The organism is Acinetobacter tandoii, from assembly GCF_008867985.1.
Lineage (GTDB): Bacteria > Pseudomonadota > Gammaproteobacteria > Pseudomonadales > Moraxellaceae > Acinetobacter > Acinetobacter tandoii.
Map to the genome: position 1 here is coordinate 65,368 of NZ_VXLD01000003.1, position 14,769 is coordinate 80,136.

The following is a 14,769-nucleotide window of genomic DNA, read 5'->3' on the forward strand; positions in this document are numbered from 1 at the left end:
AGCTAGCTGTTTGGTTCCGTCACAGTTTCACGAGTATGACGATCAACCACCACACTAATCATCATGTCTCCCTGAACATTGACCACGGTTCGGACCGTATCCAACAAACGGTCGATCGGCAGTAAAATCGCAATGGCTTCCGCAGGTAAACCCACCGATTGCAAAACCATAATCATGGTGACCATGCCTGCACTTGGAATACCAGGGGCACCTAATGATGCGATCATCGCAGTTAAGCAAACAATCAGTTGTTGACCTAGACTTAAATCCAAACCAATCAGATTGGCGACAAACAACGCCGCTGCAGCCTCGTACAAAGCGGTACCATCCATGTTCAACTGCGTACCCAGCGGAATCACAAAGCCTGCGGTTGCAGGACTGACTTTGAGATTTTCTTGTGCACATTTCATGGATAATGGCATGGTAGCTGAACTGGAACTGGTTGCAAATGCTGTAATCAACGCAGCTCGCGTACCTTTAAAGAAGGTTACAGGGTCCATCTTGCCAAAAATCCATAACAGTAACGGCAATACCACCGCACCATGGAAAATGGTGGTTCCTGTCACCACCACAGCAAATTCGGCTAAACGACTGAGTACAGAAAGGTCTTCTGTGGCAATCAACTTGGCTAACAGGGCAAAAATCCCCAATGGTGCAAGTTTCATTACCCAACGAATCATCAGCATCATAATTTCAAAAAATTGTGCTGCGAGCTGACGTACCGCTTTAAAACGCTCACCACCATGTACCAATGCCACACCAATAAACAGTGCAAATACCACCACAGCCAAGACATTGCCTTCTGCAAAGGCTTTAAATGGATTAATTAACGTATTCTGAATAAAATTGGTAAAGAAAGATGTTGGCGTTAAGGTATCAGGCGTTTGATATTGATTCATGTCATTCTGGAATAAAGTGATATCTACTCCCTTACCCACATCGAATAAATGTGCACAGCCGATGCCTAGAATTAATGCCAATGTGGTTGTCGTGACGCAGCAGGCAACCGTGATCTTCCACACTTTTCCAAGTTGCCCACCTGCTTGTAAATTGGACACCCCAACCACAATCGAGCTAAAAATCAGAGGAATTAATAGCATTTTAAGTAAGCCAATGAAAATGCTACTGATAATGCCCAAGCCATATAAACTGCTGGTAAAAAAACTACTCTGTGGAAAGACACTGAGTAGAAAACCAAAAGCAATCCCCAGAATGGCAGCAATCAAGATTTGGGTATTTAAGCTCATATCTGCTGTAATTTTATCTTTTAAAGTCACATCACTATGGCATATCTTGTGTGTAAAAATCGAATTTTTCTTATCCAAAAAATAAAGCCGTCTACCCCCCCTTATGTAATTGATCACTTGCATGGAGCGTACGTATTGCAAAAATATCAAAAAAAAGCCTCATCTACATGAGGCTTTTCTAACATTTAAATCTTATTGGGTTTCAATTTCTCTGAGCCGAATCAAGCCTTCTTGAGTCGTACTACAAACCAACTCACCATTTTGCCACATACGTCCAAAATTTAGTCCCCGCGAGTTGGCACTTACCGTTGCATCCATGTCATACAACATCCAGTCATCCACACGGAAAGGTTTATGGAAATACATAGCGTGGTCAATACTGGCACATTGCAAACTTGGTGATAACCAACTCAAACCATGTGGACGTAATGCCGTGGTCATTAAAGTAAAGTCTGAATAAAATGCAGCAATCGCTTGATGTAATGAAACTTCATCAATCTCAGCCGCAATACGGTCATGGGTGCGTATGTAGTGCGCATAAGAAGGTGCCGCTGGTTGTGGCTGATATGGATTCGCTGGGTCGATCGGACGAATCTCCACATGACGATCACGCATAAAACTAGCCCGTACGTTTTCAGGCACAAACTCCACCATCATTTTTTTCAGTTCCGCTTCCGATTTCACCTGCATCGGTGCGGGATAATCAGGCTCCTGAATCTGATAATTCAAGCCTTCTTCTGGCTGAGCAAACGATACCATTGCGGTAAAAATGGTACGTCCATGTTGAATGGCACGCACCTGACGGCTGACAAAACTTTTGCCATCTCTTAAACGATCCACTTCATAAATGATCGGAGCATTGACATCACCACCAAAGAGAAAATAAGCATGTAAAGAATGTGCAGGACGGTCTGCCGTATAAGATGCGGCACGTAAAGCCTGCCCCAAAACTTGACCACCAAAAACACGCTTACCTACCAAATTACGACTTTGACCGCGAAAAATATTCTCTTCGATTTTTTCAAGGCTAAGGAGTTCAACCAATTCTTGAGTTAAGGCATTCATAGCAGACCCATTTTAAATTTTAGACACACCCATGTTGGTGTTCATTAGAAATAACCATAGAGCGCTTGCTCTAAAACTATATTACCTAAATGTTGACCGATCCCCTAGAGATTAATTGACCGCACTGTCACTGTAATTTTCAAATTTAATTGCTAAAAATATGCAGTTTAACGCTAGAATCTTGGCATAAGCAGTAAATTTGTCAGAAAATGACATCTAGTTTTTGATTACAATTACGCAGAATAATTTCCCCTGTGCATTTTGGGGCTTCGTACCGTATTAGGAGTGTTTATGTCCAAGCGTGGCTTTGGTCAAATGTATCGCCAGCTTTCCAGCAAGCTACTTGACCTTGTGGTAACCCCTCATATTTTGGGTGAAGTACCCAGCAACCCGACAGCTCCAACCACCAGCGAAGATCCTCATGTTGCCAACACACCGAGTAAGAAAGTGGTGTGTTACGTCTTACAAAACTATTCGCGTAGTAATGCCTTGGTGGTCGATGGTGAAACCCGTCGTTTAAAACTGCCTGCGGCATTGGATTCGCTCTTGATTGGCGAACATAAAGAAAAAGCCTCCATCTTATTTTTACAACATCATGATGAGCAGAACCTACTTAATCCGCCACCCAATACCTTTCCACCCCGTCTATTACGCCTGATCGATTTACTCGAAAAGCATCCTGAACTAGACATTGAACTGGTGCCTGTAACGGTGCTGTGGGGTCGTTCACCAGACAAGGAAGACTCTTGGTTTAAATTGTTATTTACCGATACATGGGCAACGCCAAGCCGTGTCAAACAGATGGTAAATATTGGCTTGCATGGACGTGAATCTTATCTGGAATTTCACGAAGCCCAGTCTTTACGTGACCTGATTCAGTACGCTAAAACCACCCATCCAAATTTATCGCCTGCAACGTATATTATTAGCAGCTTGAATAACTACATGGATGCGCAACGTGAAGTCGTGCTCGGTCCTGACTTATCTGACCGTCGTAACGTCATGCACAGCCTAATTAAAGCACAAGATGTGCAAGATGCAATTCGTCGTGAAAGTATCCGTAGCAAAATCAGTATGCTTGAAGCAGAACGTCGTGCGATTGGTTATTTAAATGAAATCGTCTCGGATTATTCCTCTTCAGCCGTTCGTTTTGCGGATATGGCGCTCACCCGCTTGTGGACACAGTTGTATGATGGCGTCGAAGTACATAACTTCAGTACCGTGCGTGAACTGGCAAAAGAATATGAAATTATTTATACCCCATGTCACCGTAGTCATATCGACTATCTGTTACTGTCTTATGTGATTTATAAACGTGGTTTGATGGTACCGTACATTGCGGCGGGCGATAACCTGAATATGCCATTTGTGGGGCAACTACTACGTGGTGGTGGTGCGTTCTTTATTCGCCGTACTTTCCGTGGCAATGGTTTATATACCACCGTATTTAAAGAATATTTATACAGCATTCTGTCGCGTAATACCCCTTTGGAATATTTCATTGAAGGCGGACGTTCACGTACAGGACGCCTGTTACCTGCTAAGACAGGTATGCTTGCCATGACAGTTCATAGTCACTTACGTGGACGTGCCAAACCAATTGTGTTTGTGCCAACCTATATCGGCTATGAACGCCTGATGGAAGGTTCGACCTATGTCGGTGAAATGCAAGGTAAACCAAAAGAAGCAGAATCTGTGCTTGGGATTGTGAAAACTCTACGCAAAATTGAACGCATCTTCGGTAAAGTGCACGTAAACTTTGGTGAGCCTGTATTCTTGGATGACAAACTCAAAGCCTTTGGCGCTGACCAGATTCGCATTGCAAAAAATGATGATCCAATTCCAAATGAGGTCTCTGATGCAGTGAACAGTGCGGCACATACCATTTTAGAAAACATCAACCGTGCCGTAGTGATTAACCCAGTATCGTTATTGTCTCTGATTTTACTAGCGACACCAAAACATACTCTGGACGAAGAGCTGTGCATTAAACAGTTAGATGCATATCGTAATTTGCTCACCGCACTGCCTTATGATGAACGTACCCAAGTGACGCCGCTTTCAGGCAAAGAAATTATTGCCTACGGTTTAAAACTGAAACTGATTAAGCGCGTGAAGCACGTTCTAGGCGATATCATTGCGATTGAAGACAATCAAGCGGTGTTACTCACCTACTTCCGTAACAACATTGTGCATGCCTTTGTCTTGCCATCTTTGATTGCGGCTTTGGTTGAACATAACGGCAGTATCAAGCGTCACGATTTATGTAATGTCATTCGTACGCTCTATCCATTCTTGAAAGCTGAGCTATTCCTAAAATGGGATGATGAGGGCTTAAAAGCGCAAATTGCAGCTTATGCAGATGCTTTAATTAGTGCAAAACTCATCACTGAAGATACGGAAGGACATTTAATTTCCCCTGCACCGAACAGCGAAGAACACAATCAATTGTTAGTCCTTGCAGGTCCTGTCATGCAGAGCCTAGAGCGCTATTACATGACTTTGGCACTGATTACACAGCGTGGTTCTGGCAACATCTCGACGCGTCAAGTGGAAGAGTTGAGTCACTTGGTGGGTCAGCGCCTCTCTGTACTGTATGAGTTCAATTCGCCAGAGTTCTTTGATAAAGCTTTATTCCAAGGTTTTATCCGCGTACTAACACAGCAAGGCTATATCAGCACCAATGCCGAAGGCTCGATTGTGTTTGACAGCAACTTTAGCAATATTGCTGCCAATGCCAATTTGGTACTGGATGATGTGACTTTGCAAATGTTGCAGCACATTACCACCTTTAGCGATGAAGAGTTAAAGCAGGTGTTAGATGCAGTTGCTGCTCAGCAAGCGAAACGTCGTTTGAAGCGTAAGAAGAAGTAATTTTAAAAAGCATAGGTATCTGCGATTTTAGATACCTATGCTGTATGTATAACAAGACATTTTGGTCGATTTTGGATAATCGCTATTATATTAAATGGTAGGATTTTCAAATAAATTATGCATTACATCTAATAGCGCTTGAGGAGACTCTAACGGTATAGAATGAGCAACATCAGCTAATAAAATATGTTGAGCATTTGGAATAAGCTTAGCTATCTCTTCCCCTAGTTCAGGCGGAGTAGCTTTGTCTAATTCACCAGATAGTACAATGGTTTTTGCCGTAATTTTTGAAAGGTTTTCAGTAATATCTGATCGGTCTATTACAGCAGATTTCATTGCCTTAGCTAAATTAGATGGATCATGATCCATCATTCTAGTTAATTCTTGAGTTGCTTCATTACTATGGTTTTCTAACCATTGAGGTGTTAACTTTAACTTTTGAATATCCTTAAAAATTTCCAATCTCTTCGAAGGGTTAGAAAGTAAAATTTTTTCTCGTTCAACCCAAATTGAAATACGATCATTATATTCTTTCCGAGCAGAAGAATTTACTAATACAAGATTTTCTACCATTTCTGAATGCTGAGCAGCTATTCGCATTGCAATCATAGCACCTTGGCTATGTCCAACTAATGTTGCTTTCTCAATACAATACTCTTTCATCCAAATAGCAATATCTTCAGCTATTCCATCAAGATCTAATTGGTCACGCCAGCCACTTTTAGCATGACCCGGCATATCAAATGAAATACAGCGATTTTGTGGAAGGTTTTGAGTAATATGAGTCCAGAATGTTCTATCTAAAAATAAGCCATGTAAAAAAATAATCGGGGAACCATCTCCAATATCATCCCATTCATAGGTGATTCCGTTGATCATCACTCTCCGACTATGACTAGAATCTCTATGCACTTCTGAGAGTAAAAGCGAATCCTCAAATATTTGATAATGAATAATTTTATTTTCTTTTATTGTAAATTGAATTATATAGTCGCTATCAACAGTAGTCTGGGTTTTAAGAACTAAGTGTCTAAATCGCCCAATGACTAAAACCGTATTTCCCGCGCTAATTAACTTATTCATAGAAAATTGTAGAGGTTGGAACGCTTTAGGGAAATCTTCTAACCATTTTTTTATAGCTATATGTCCTTGTATGATTCCAACAGTTTTAACTATTGGATCTCCATCTATATGCCATATGGCTTGTGGGTGGATACATTCCAATGCTTTTTGAATATCATTCTGAGAAAAGGCGGACAAATATTGACGCACAATATCTATTTCAACTGAGCTATTCTCTAGATTAATGAAAGTATTCATGGGAGACCTTAAATTTTTATGAGTTTTAATATTACGGCTTCACTTTCCATGCATAAATGGATCAAAATAATTTACTATTTTCCAAAAATGGAAAGAAAAAATGAATTGGGATGATCTCCGCTTTTTTACAGCAGTGATGCAATATCAAAATATAAGTCGTTCAGCAAAAGAATTAGGTGTAAGCCCACAAACTGTTTCTAGAAAAATTACAGTTTTTGAAGAAAAGTTAGGAACAACTCTATTTCTTAGACATCCTCGAGGATATAAGCCTACAAAAGATGCTATGAACCTTATTGAAGAGGTTAAAAATGCAGAAAAAGTATTAAATACATTACAAAGAAAATTTACCAATAAATCTCAAAATTTGAGTGGTGTAGTGCGTATTGCCGCTCCAGAATTAATAGCCACAGAAATATTGATACCATCGCTTAAACCATTCTTAGATGAGTATCCTGAAATCAATATTGAATTAATTACTGGAATTAATTCTGTTGGTATTGCAAAGGGTGAGGCCGATATTGCCTTGAGATTAGTTCGACCAGAACAAGGAGCTTTAACCATTAAAAAAGTTGGAGTGATGTCCAGTGGTTTATATAGAGCCTCGTCGATTATGGAGGATATTAAAGAATCTAAATTGATAGGGTGGGACTCAAATATCGATTTACCATCATCACGTTGGTTGAAAAAAATTACAGGAAGAGAACCTGATTTAAAATTCAATAACTTAGCAACACAAAAAGTAGCTATTCAATCAGGACTAGGAATCGGAATTCTTCCAAGTTTTATCGCAACAGGACTAGAACGTATCGAACATCCTTACTTACTAGAAGAATCACTATGGTTAGTCACACATGCATCCAATATTTCAACTCCACGAATTAGACTCGTCTACGATGAGATATCTAAAATAATTTTAAAAAACAGTCCTGAATTGAGTGGATCATTTTAAGGTTTCGTAAAATTAGCATAAATACCTTATACCAACGTGAAAATTGAGGCTATGTCTTAATTTTTATCTGTTTTAAAAAATTTAAAAATCCTAAATCTTGATCTAGGATTGTTACTTATTACAACAACCATGATATTAAATGGACGAAGACTCACTCAAAACAAGGGCTTTAATTTTTACAGCTTTTTCAAAATGATCTAATTGATGTTGCATGATCCACCAAGTTGCGGCTTCCATTAAAAGCTCAGGATCATCATTTTTATTTTTGAAAAAAGCATAGAAAGATAAACCTACACTATCTCCCTTTTTTTGAATTTTCTCATTACATCCACTGATAAATCGTTCTCTTAGCTCTTTTCTCATATTTTTAACTTTTCCTAAAATCAGCATAAAAAACTTATGCAAAATTATTTATTTAATATAAATCATAATCTTAAATTAGATCATTCTAGTGAGCAGTATACTAGAATGACTTTTACATTACTTTTCACATTCCACGACTATTTTCCAATCAATGTTCCACATCTTTCATCGAACAAAGTACAAAATATTTTTCAATCATTTTTTTAACAACACCGAATAATCCTCAAAACAATTTGGATGCTGTAATTCAAAATCCATCTGCTGCATATTGGAAGCATAAATTCGCTTGCCTGACGCAACATCACTTTCCAAAACCAAAACTGGCAGCGCGAACTGCTGCTGAAACCACTGAATAATTTCATGCAAAGGAATGGGTTGATTATTCGTGACAATATAAGAATTTTTTTGATGTTCCACGTGAAGCAAATGCGCCAAAAAGCGGGCTAAATCTTCAATATGAATACGATTGCTATAATGAATGTTCGGATAGGTCGAAGTCTGCTGCGCCAACTTCACCATCCGTGCCACAGACGTCCCGTAAATGCCTGTCGGTCGAATAATTATACTTTGCTCAGGATACGCTGCCTGCCACAGCAATTCCATCTGCCGTAGAATTTCGCCCTGTACATCAATCGGCTGAGGCACACTCGCATCATCAATACGCTCCCCTGCTTGCTCACCATAAACTCGCGTTGAAGACACTACAATGACTTTTTTGACAGGATGAGCTTGTAAGGCCTTCTGCATCGCAGGAATGGCATCTACAAAAGTCGCTTGATAGCCTTCAGGCGTGCTCGATGCGGGTGATAACAACACATAAACCACATCGACAGGTGCGATATGACTCAAATTCAGCTGATGAATATCTTGAATTAAATGTGTAGCAAAATCCTGCACTTTGGCACTACGGCTAATTGTGGTAATTTGGTGCTCTTGCTGAAATAATTGTTTAGCAACCCGTTGAGATGTTTTACCATAACCTATAAATAAAATATGCATTTAGCACCTAATGAGCACTTTAGTTGAGGGGACATGGCCGCAGTCCAACAATTGCAAGGGGTTGGAAGTGCCTCTGCTGCATTACTTGAAAAACTGAATATTTTCACCACGGATGATTTACTGTTTCATCTGCCGCGGGATTATGAAGATCGTAGCACGATCATCCCCATGAACCAATTGGAGGTTGGGCGTAGCTATCTGCTTGAGGGTACGGTGAAATCAGTGGACTTTCCTCCGGGAAAGCGTAAATCCATGGCCATTTTACTGGATGATGAGCTCGGTAAAGTTACATTACGCTTTTATCACCTATATAAAGCCCTGACTGATCGCGGCAAAGTCGGCAATCGTTTACGCGTATTTGGTGAAGTCCGTGTTGGCGCACGTGGCTTGGAAATGTATCATCCTGAAATTCAGCTCATTACCGAGCATACGCCACTGCCGCAAACTCAGCTCACGGCGATTTATCCTGCCACCGATGGACTCACGCAAGCCAAACTGCGTGACTACGTTAAACATGCCCTAAAACAGCACAGTGATGATCTGCCAGAACTCCTGCCGCAGAAATTCACCAATGGCTATGCATTAAAGCAAGCCTTGTATTACATTCATGAACCGCCACTCGATGCCAATATGTTGCAGTTGAGCCAAGGCTCACATCCTGCACAGCAACGCCTGATTTTTGAGGAATTGGTGGCGCATCAAGTCAGCTTACTGACGCGCCGCGCCTACATCCAACAGATTGAAGCTCCCGCTTTTACTCACAGTAAAATCCTATCCAAACAATTACTGGCTGCGTTGCCCTTTAAAATGACCGCAGCACAGAAGCGCGTATCTAAAGAAATCTCCGATGATTTAAAGCAACACAAGCCAATGCTGCGTCTGGTACAAGGCGATGTTGGTGCAGGTAAAACACTCGTGGCAGCACTTGCTGCTTGTCATGCCTTAGAAGAAGGTTGGCAAGTTGCCCTCATGGCACCAACTGAAATTCTCGCAGAACAACATTATTTGAATTTTAAACGCTGGTTTGAACCTTTAGGCTTAACTGTGGCATGGCTATCAGGCAAGCAAAAAGGTAAAGCCCGTGCCTTGGCAGAGCAACAAATCCAACAAGGCTCGGCGCAACTGGTCATTGGTACCCATGCCTTATTCCAAGACAGTGTTGCCTTTCATAAATTGGGTTTGGTGATTATTGATGAGCAACACCGCTTTGGGGTCGATCAGCGTTTGGCACTTCGTAATAAAGGCGCACAGCAAACCACACCTCATCAACTCGTGATGACTGCAACCCCTATTCCGCGCACTCTCGCCATGTCCGCATATGGGGACTTGGATACCTCAGTGATTGATGAATTACCACCTGGTCGAACCCCGATTCAAACTGTGACCATCCCTTTGGACCGTCGTGAAGACGTCTTACAACGGATTGCCAGTAATTGTGCCGAAGGCAAACAAGCCTATTGGGTTTGTACATTGGTCGAACAGTCGGAAACTTTAGATGCTCAAGCCGCAGAAGCCACCTATGCCGAAATCAAGCAACGTTTCCCAACACTCAATATCGGACTGGTGCATGGCAAAATGAAAGCCGATGACAAGCAAGCTGTCATGCAACAGTTCAAGGATAACAAACTACAACTACTGATTGCGACCACGGTAATTGAAGTCGGCGTGGATGTGCCGAATGCCTCGATTATGGTGATTGAAAATGCCGAGCGTCTGGGCTTATCCCAACTGCATCAGTTACGTGGTCGTGTTGGACGTGGTGCTAAGGCAAGTTTTTGTGCCCTCTTGTATAAAAATCCACTGTCACAAAATGGACAAGAACGCTTACGTATCATGCGTGAAACCAATGATGGCTTTATCATTGCAGAGAAAGATTTAGAGATTCGTGGCCCTGGGGAATTACTCGGCACTAAACAAACGGGAGATATGGGCTTTCGCGTTGCCAAATTAGAACGGGATGATCATTTGCTCAATCAGGCACATTATGTGGCACAACAAATCCTGAAAGACTATCCAACTCAGGCCGATGCCTTACTCAAACGCTGGTTGCCTGAAGCCCCCCGTTATGCCTATGTTTAAACCTTTTTTATCCTCGGCTCAGCACTGGCTGCACTCAACGCTCCCATGTCAGTTTTGTGGACTTGAGCGTGGTCGTCATGCGAGCCTCTGTCAAGATTGCTGGAATCATTTACCTTGGTTCAAACAATCCGTGCAACGTCAAGAAATTGAGGTTCAAGTTGCCTGTCATTATGCCTATCCCATTGATCGTGTGATTCAGCAATTTAAATATGAGCAACAACTACATTTTCAAATCTTACTGACGGGATTACTCAAGCAACTGGACTATCGACAGATTCAGGCCATCGTTCCCATGCCAATTTCCACTCAACGTTTGGCTGAACGAGGTTATAACCAAAGTGTCATTCTGGCACAGCGTTTGAGTCAGCAGTTAAATATTCCTGTTTGGCAACCTATTCAACGGCAACATCAGCATTCACAGAAAGGCTTAAGCCGTTTAGAACGACTGGATAGCATAGAACAGCAATTTAAAATCGCCCCAACAAACGCTCTGCGTTATCGTCGCGTGTTAATGCTAGATGATGTGGTGACGACAGGCAGCTCACTTAAAGCATTGCAACAAGCTCTAAATGAACTGGGCTGCCGAAAAATTGAAGCTGCCTGTATTGCAGCAGCTCAATGTTAATTATAGAAGTACTGATTCAATCCATTTGAAAAAGCTATGCCTGTATCTTTAGATATTGACGCACCCATGGCAACACGATTTCTCGAGTCAATGGTGCCAAAGGCGTGCTCTGATCATCCAACTCAATCCACTTGAGTTCAGCAATTTCAGCTGCAATTTTTGGCGAGTTCGTTAGCTCCACTTGAAATACATGACTCACCAATAGATGATCAGGCTCATTGGCCGCAGCAGTTTCGAAACGTCCAACGTACTGTATAATTTTCGCCTGACAGCCAATTTCTTCCTCGATTTCACGCAAGATACAATGTTCAGGTGCTTCATCTGGTTCTAACTTGCCACCCACCTGCATAAAAAATCGGGTGTTGTGCTTACGCACCAATAACAACTGCTGTTGTGTATTCAACACAATACCCGCAGCGACAGTAATTTGTTTCATTAGGCGTGTTTCACCAAGTCTTGCTGCTCGGTCATACCCCATTTCGGGGTAGGTGCAGTAAATACATCAAACTGCTGTAGAATCGCTTCAACCGAGTTTTCAGCAATTAAGGTCTCTGTGAAACGTGAATGCGTAAAGCCTTTTTCAGTCGTTAAGTTGATGAAGTTAATCAGGTCATCATAAAACCCTTCAACATTTAAAAAGGCGCACGGTTTTAAATGAATGCCCAATTGTGCCCAAGTCCACTGTTCAAAAATTTCTTCTAAAGTTCCCGCACCACCTGGCAGTGCAATAAAGGCATCGGAAAGTTCAGACATTTTGGTTTTACGTTCATGCATGTTTTTCACCACATGCAGCTCAGTCAAATCAGGATGAGCCAACTCACGATCGACCAAAGCATGTGGAATCACGCCAATCACTCGCCCACCTGCTTGTAAGGCACTATCTGCAATCACACCCATTAAACCTGAGCGCCCACCGCCATAGACCAGTGTTTTACCTTGTTGCGCTAACGTTTGCCCAACATGACGTGCTGTATCTAAGAAAATGGTGTCTGTACCAACCGCTGAACCACAAAAAACTGCAATAGAATGTGTCATTATTTCACCATGTTATGCTCTTGTCATACCGCGAAAGTAAAGTAGATAGAGATTTTTTCATAAATTAGCAATTCAATCAGTGTTTTTCATGAAATCCTTGTCTAAAATACACCCATCGATTTAACCCCATACTGCGTAAGGGAGAAAAGACATCCATGCTTGAAGCCTTTTACGCCACAGAGCGCGGTAGTTTAGAAGATGCCACCATTAATGGTGGTTTCGATTTACACCCAGAACTGGTCTGGGTCGACCTCATTGCACCTTCACAAGAAGAACAGCAATGGGTTCTAGATGCCTATGATCAAAATCTCCCCACATTAAAGTCATTAGAAGACATTTCTTCATCTGCCCGATTCTACCGTGATGATGATGGTATTTTGCATATCAGCACGTATTTTTTAACGAAAAATAAAAATTATCAGGTGGATGGTGAAGCGGATGATAATTCCAGTATTTTAGCCACAGTACAAACCGTCGCTTTTATTTTGCATAAAGAGCGCTTGTTTACTCTACGTGGTGAAAAACTGGTGGCTTTCCGTGCCTTTCGCGCACGCGCACGTCGCAATGATTACGAAATTGACTATAAAGACCCGACTTGGGTACTTTTAGGTTTACTGGAAGCCAAACTGGATGAGCTTGCGGATATCTTGGAAGATATCCACAAGGACTTGGAAAAATACTCCACAGAAGTGCTGAATAACCGTCATCGTGAACAAATTCTCGACCTCGATGACATGATTACGCGTCTGGCACAGTTAGAAGATATGCTGGGTAAAGCACAACTGTGTTTAATTGACCTGCGTCGTGTGCTGACCTTTTTATCTCGTCCTCGCGCCTTAGGCAGTCATATCTATGATGCGGACATTCGAGAGTTGAGTGAAGATGTACGCTCACTGGTCGAACATGATGCCTTCTTGTTCCAAAAAGTGCGCTTCTTGCTAGATACGACGTCAGGATTCATTAACACCGAACAGAATGATACCATTCGTCGCTTCTCGATTTTACCGAGTATGTTGGCTCCCCCAATGTTAGTGGCAAGTATCTACGGCATGAATACGGATGTTTTACCCTTCGCCCACGGCACTACCAGCTTTATCGCTGTTAGTATGATTATTGTTGGCTTCTTTATTGGGCCACTGATTTATTTCCGCTGGAAAAAATGGATCTGAATATTCTTTTTTGCATGGTGTGATCTGCGAAGTACAACAGCCCACTGTCTTTTTGAGCATAAGATTCAACATAAAAAAAGCACCGCAATTGCGGTGCTTTTTCTTTTAGATCAAATGCAGATCATCTTGCAGATGACAAGCCTGAATAATCTTCATCATTTTCTCAGGCACAGCCTTAAAATGTAAACCTTGTGCTTGTGGCGTTTGGCGTAACCAACGCACCAGTACCGCTAATGCCAAGGTACTTCCCTGTTGCAACTGTGCTAGGTTCACTACCATAGGCAACTGTTGTTTCTGAATCAATGCCAGACCCTGCTGATAGTATTGTTCAGCATTGTCATAGTCGATTTTTCCAGTGACTTGCAATTCCTGATTGACGAGACTAATCACCGTTCACCTATCTTATTTCTTCTTTACAGCTGCGTCAGCATCTGGCTCAAAGTTAGCAATCGCTTTATCCAGATTACCACCATTACGTTTCACAGTCGCCGCAAACTGGTTACGGAATTGCAAACCTAAATCGATACCCGATACGTTAATGTTACGAATCTTCCATTGGCTACCTTTATCCGCCAATTGGAACGATACAGGAATTTTTTCACCATTGTTATTAAAGTCAATGGTCACTACCGGATTAGCACTGCCTGTTGCTTTATAAGGGCGCATGCTATAAGTCTGGTTGCTAAACTTGGCAAAAGCTGTACCGTAGTTTTCAATCAATGTTTCACGGAAGTTCTTTTCAAACTGTGCACGCTGTGCTGCAGTGCTGTACTGATTGGTTGCATAAGTACCCATGACGATACGAGTGAACGCTTGTGAATCCACATACGGGTCTAAGTTTTGACGTACAATGGCTTTAACCGCTGCTGGGTTATTTTGCAATTTTGCATGGTCTGCTTTTAAGCGACCAATTAAACCATCCGCCACACGCTTAATAAATGCAGGAGGAGCTTCAGCTGGCGCAGCAAATGCAGTACCTGCAATCATGGTTGATAAAATGCTTGCCGTTAATGTTTGTTTCAACAACATATTCACTTCTAAGTT

The 14,769-nt window shown here is 41.7% G+C and carries 14 protein-coding genes; 5 read left to right on the plus strand and 9 right to left on the minus strand.

The genetic code is table 11. The annotated features are described in order from the left end of the window. Positions 1 to 2: 2 nt before the first annotated feature. Together F4W09_RS06420 and F4W09_RS06425 are read right to left on the minus strand one after the other, a co-directional pair. On the minus strand, positions 3 to 1,247 hold the full coding sequence (locus tag F4W09_RS06420) for a dicarboxylate/amino acid:cation symporter (protein ID WP_151504467.1): 1,245 nt from the start codon (positions 1,245 to 1,247) through the stop codon (positions 3 to 5). Positions 1,248 to 1,439: 192 nt separating this feature from the next. Continuing rightward, entirely contained in the window at positions 1,440 to 2,312 is an 873-nt protein-coding gene (locus F4W09_RS06425; RefSeq protein ID WP_044739632.1) for an acyl-CoA thioesterase, read from the minus strand. 291 nt (positions 2,313 to 2,603) lie between these two features. On the opposite strand from F4W09_RS06425, the gene plsB reads away from it, so the two are divergent. Next, entirely contained in the window at positions 2,604 to 5,186 is a 2,583-nt protein-coding gene (gene plsB, locus F4W09_RS06430) for a glycerol-3-phosphate 1-O-acyltransferase PlsB (RefSeq protein ID WP_104441418.1), read from the plus strand. Between the two features lie 90 nt (positions 5,187 to 5,276). Here plsB and F4W09_RS06435 read toward each other — a convergent pair whose 3' ends face one another. After that, entirely contained in the window at positions 5,277 to 6,506 is a 1,230-nt protein-coding gene (locus tag F4W09_RS06435; RefSeq protein ID WP_104441417.1) for an alpha/beta fold hydrolase, read from the minus strand. A gap of 100 nt (positions 6,507 to 6,606) precedes the next feature. On the opposite strand from F4W09_RS06435, the gene F4W09_RS06440 reads away from it, so the two are divergent. Then, the gene (locus F4W09_RS06440; RefSeq protein WP_044739635.1) at positions 6,607 to 7,455 is read left to right on the plus strand and encodes a LysR family transcriptional regulator; all 849 of its coding nucleotides are present in this window, start codon (positions 6,607 to 6,609) and stop codon (positions 7,453 to 7,455) included. Positions 7,456 to 7,590: 135 nt separating this feature from the next. Here F4W09_RS06440 and F4W09_RS06445 read toward each other — a convergent pair whose 3' ends face one another. Beyond that, a complete protein-coding gene (locus tag F4W09_RS06445; RefSeq protein WP_044739636.1) occupies positions 7,591 to 7,818 on the minus strand; it encodes a DUF6500 family protein in 228 nt (75 codons plus the stop codon). A 195-nt stretch (positions 7,819 to 8,013) separates the two neighbouring features. Next, positions 8,014 to 8,817: an NAD(P)H-binding protein gene (locus F4W09_RS06450; RefSeq protein ID WP_151504351.1), complete on the minus strand. Its 804-nt coding sequence runs from the start codon at positions 8,815 to 8,817 to the stop codon at positions 8,014 to 8,016. Positions 8,818 to 8,850: 33 nt separating this feature from the next. Between F4W09_RS06450 and recG the strand changes: the two genes are divergently transcribed. Together recG and F4W09_RS06460 are read left to right on the plus strand one after the other, a co-directional pair. Next, positions 8,851 to 10,896, plus strand: a complete 2,046-nt coding sequence (gene recG / locus F4W09_RS06455; RefSeq protein ID WP_151504352.1) for an ATP-dependent DNA helicase RecG — start codon at positions 8,851 to 8,853, stop codon at positions 10,894 to 10,896. Continuing rightward, the gene (locus F4W09_RS06460; RefSeq protein ID WP_215899321.1) at positions 10,883 to 11,521 is read left to right on the plus strand and encodes a ComF family protein; all 639 of its coding nucleotides are present in this window, start codon (positions 10,883 to 10,885) and stop codon (positions 11,519 to 11,521) included. The genes recG and F4W09_RS06460 overlap by 14 nt, the downstream gene beginning before the upstream one ends. A 34-nt stretch (positions 11,522 to 11,555) precedes the next feature. On the opposite strand, the gene F4W09_RS06465 is transcribed toward F4W09_RS06460, so the two are convergent. Then, a complete protein-coding gene (locus F4W09_RS06465) occupies positions 11,556 to 11,957 on the minus strand; it encodes an NUDIX hydrolase (protein ID WP_104441413.1) in 402 nt (133 codons plus the stop codon). After that, the gene (locus F4W09_RS06470; protein ID WP_151504353.1) at positions 11,957 to 12,556 is read right to left on the minus strand and encodes an LOG family protein; all 600 of its coding nucleotides are present in this window, start codon (positions 12,554 to 12,556) and stop codon (positions 11,957 to 11,959) included. The genes F4W09_RS06465 and F4W09_RS06470 overlap by 1 nt, the downstream gene beginning before the upstream one ends. A 155-nt stretch (positions 12,557 to 12,711) precedes the next feature. Between F4W09_RS06470 and F4W09_RS06475 the strand changes: the two genes are divergently transcribed. Continuing rightward, positions 12,712 to 13,725 (plus strand): magnesium and cobalt transport protein CorA, encoded by a 1,014-nt coding sequence (locus F4W09_RS06475; protein WP_016168624.1) that lies wholly within the window; start codon positions 12,712 to 12,714, stop codon positions 13,723 to 13,725. A gap of 105 nt (positions 13,726 to 13,830) precedes the next feature. Here F4W09_RS06475 and F4W09_RS06480 read toward each other — a convergent pair whose 3' ends face one another. Both F4W09_RS06480 and F4W09_RS06485 read right to left on the minus strand, forming a co-directional pair. Continuing rightward, complete coding sequence (locus tag F4W09_RS06480) at positions 13,831 to 14,115, minus strand: STAS domain-containing protein (protein ID WP_151504354.1); 285 nt, start codon at positions 14,113 to 14,115, stop codon at positions 13,831 to 13,833. A 12-nt stretch (positions 14,116 to 14,127) separates the two neighbouring features. Next, positions 14,128 to 14,760: an MlaC/ttg2D family ABC transporter substrate-binding protein gene (locus F4W09_RS06485; protein WP_016168626.1), complete on the minus strand. Its 633-nt coding sequence runs from the start codon at positions 14,758 to 14,760 to the stop codon at positions 14,128 to 14,130. Positions 14,761 to 14,769: the final 9 nt, after the last annotated feature.

Bases quoted from the DNA above. Each gene is read 5' to 3' on its own strand.
- F4W09_RS06420 (WP_151504467.1), bottom strand. From the start codon at position 1,247: ATGAGCTTAAATACCCAAATCTTGATTGCTGCCATTCTGGGGATTGCT.
- F4W09_RS06425 (WP_044739632.1), bottom strand. From the start codon at position 2,312: ATGAATGCCTTAACTCAAGAATTGGTTGAACTCCTTAGCCTTGAAAAA.
- plsB (WP_104441418.1), top strand. From the start codon at position 2,604: ATGTCCAAGCGTGGCTTTGGTCAAATGTATCGCCAGCTTTCCAGCAAG.
- F4W09_RS06435 (WP_104441417.1), bottom strand. From the start codon at position 6,506: ATGAATACTTTCATTAATCTAGAGAATAGCTCAGTTGAAATAGATATT.
- F4W09_RS06440 (WP_044739635.1), top strand. From the start codon at position 6,607: ATGAATTGGGATGATCTCCGCTTTTTTACAGCAGTGATGCAATATCAA.
- F4W09_RS06445 (WP_044739636.1), bottom strand. From the start codon at position 7,818: ATGAGAAAAGAGCTAAGAGAACGATTTATCAGTGGATGTAATGAGAAA.
- F4W09_RS06450 (WP_151504351.1), bottom strand. From the start codon at position 8,817: ATGCATATTTTATTTATAGGTTATGGTAAAACATCTCAACGGGTTGCT.
- recG (WP_151504352.1), top strand. From the start codon at position 8,851: ATGGCCGCAGTCCAACAATTGCAAGGGGTTGGAAGTGCCTCTGCTGCA.
- F4W09_RS06460 (WP_215899321.1), top strand. From the start codon at position 10,883: ATGCCTATGTTTAAACCTTTTTTATCCTCGGCTCAGCACTGGCTGCAC.
- F4W09_RS06465 (WP_104441413.1), bottom strand. From the start codon at position 11,957: ATGAAACAAATTACTGTCGCTGCGGGTATTGTGTTGAATACACAACAG.
- F4W09_RS06470 (WP_151504353.1), bottom strand. From the start codon at position 12,556: ATGACACATTCTATTGCAGTTTTTTGTGGTTCAGCGGTTGGTACAGAC.
- F4W09_RS06475 (WP_016168624.1), top strand. From the start codon at position 12,712: ATGCTTGAAGCCTTTTACGCCACAGAGCGCGGTAGTTTAGAAGATGCC.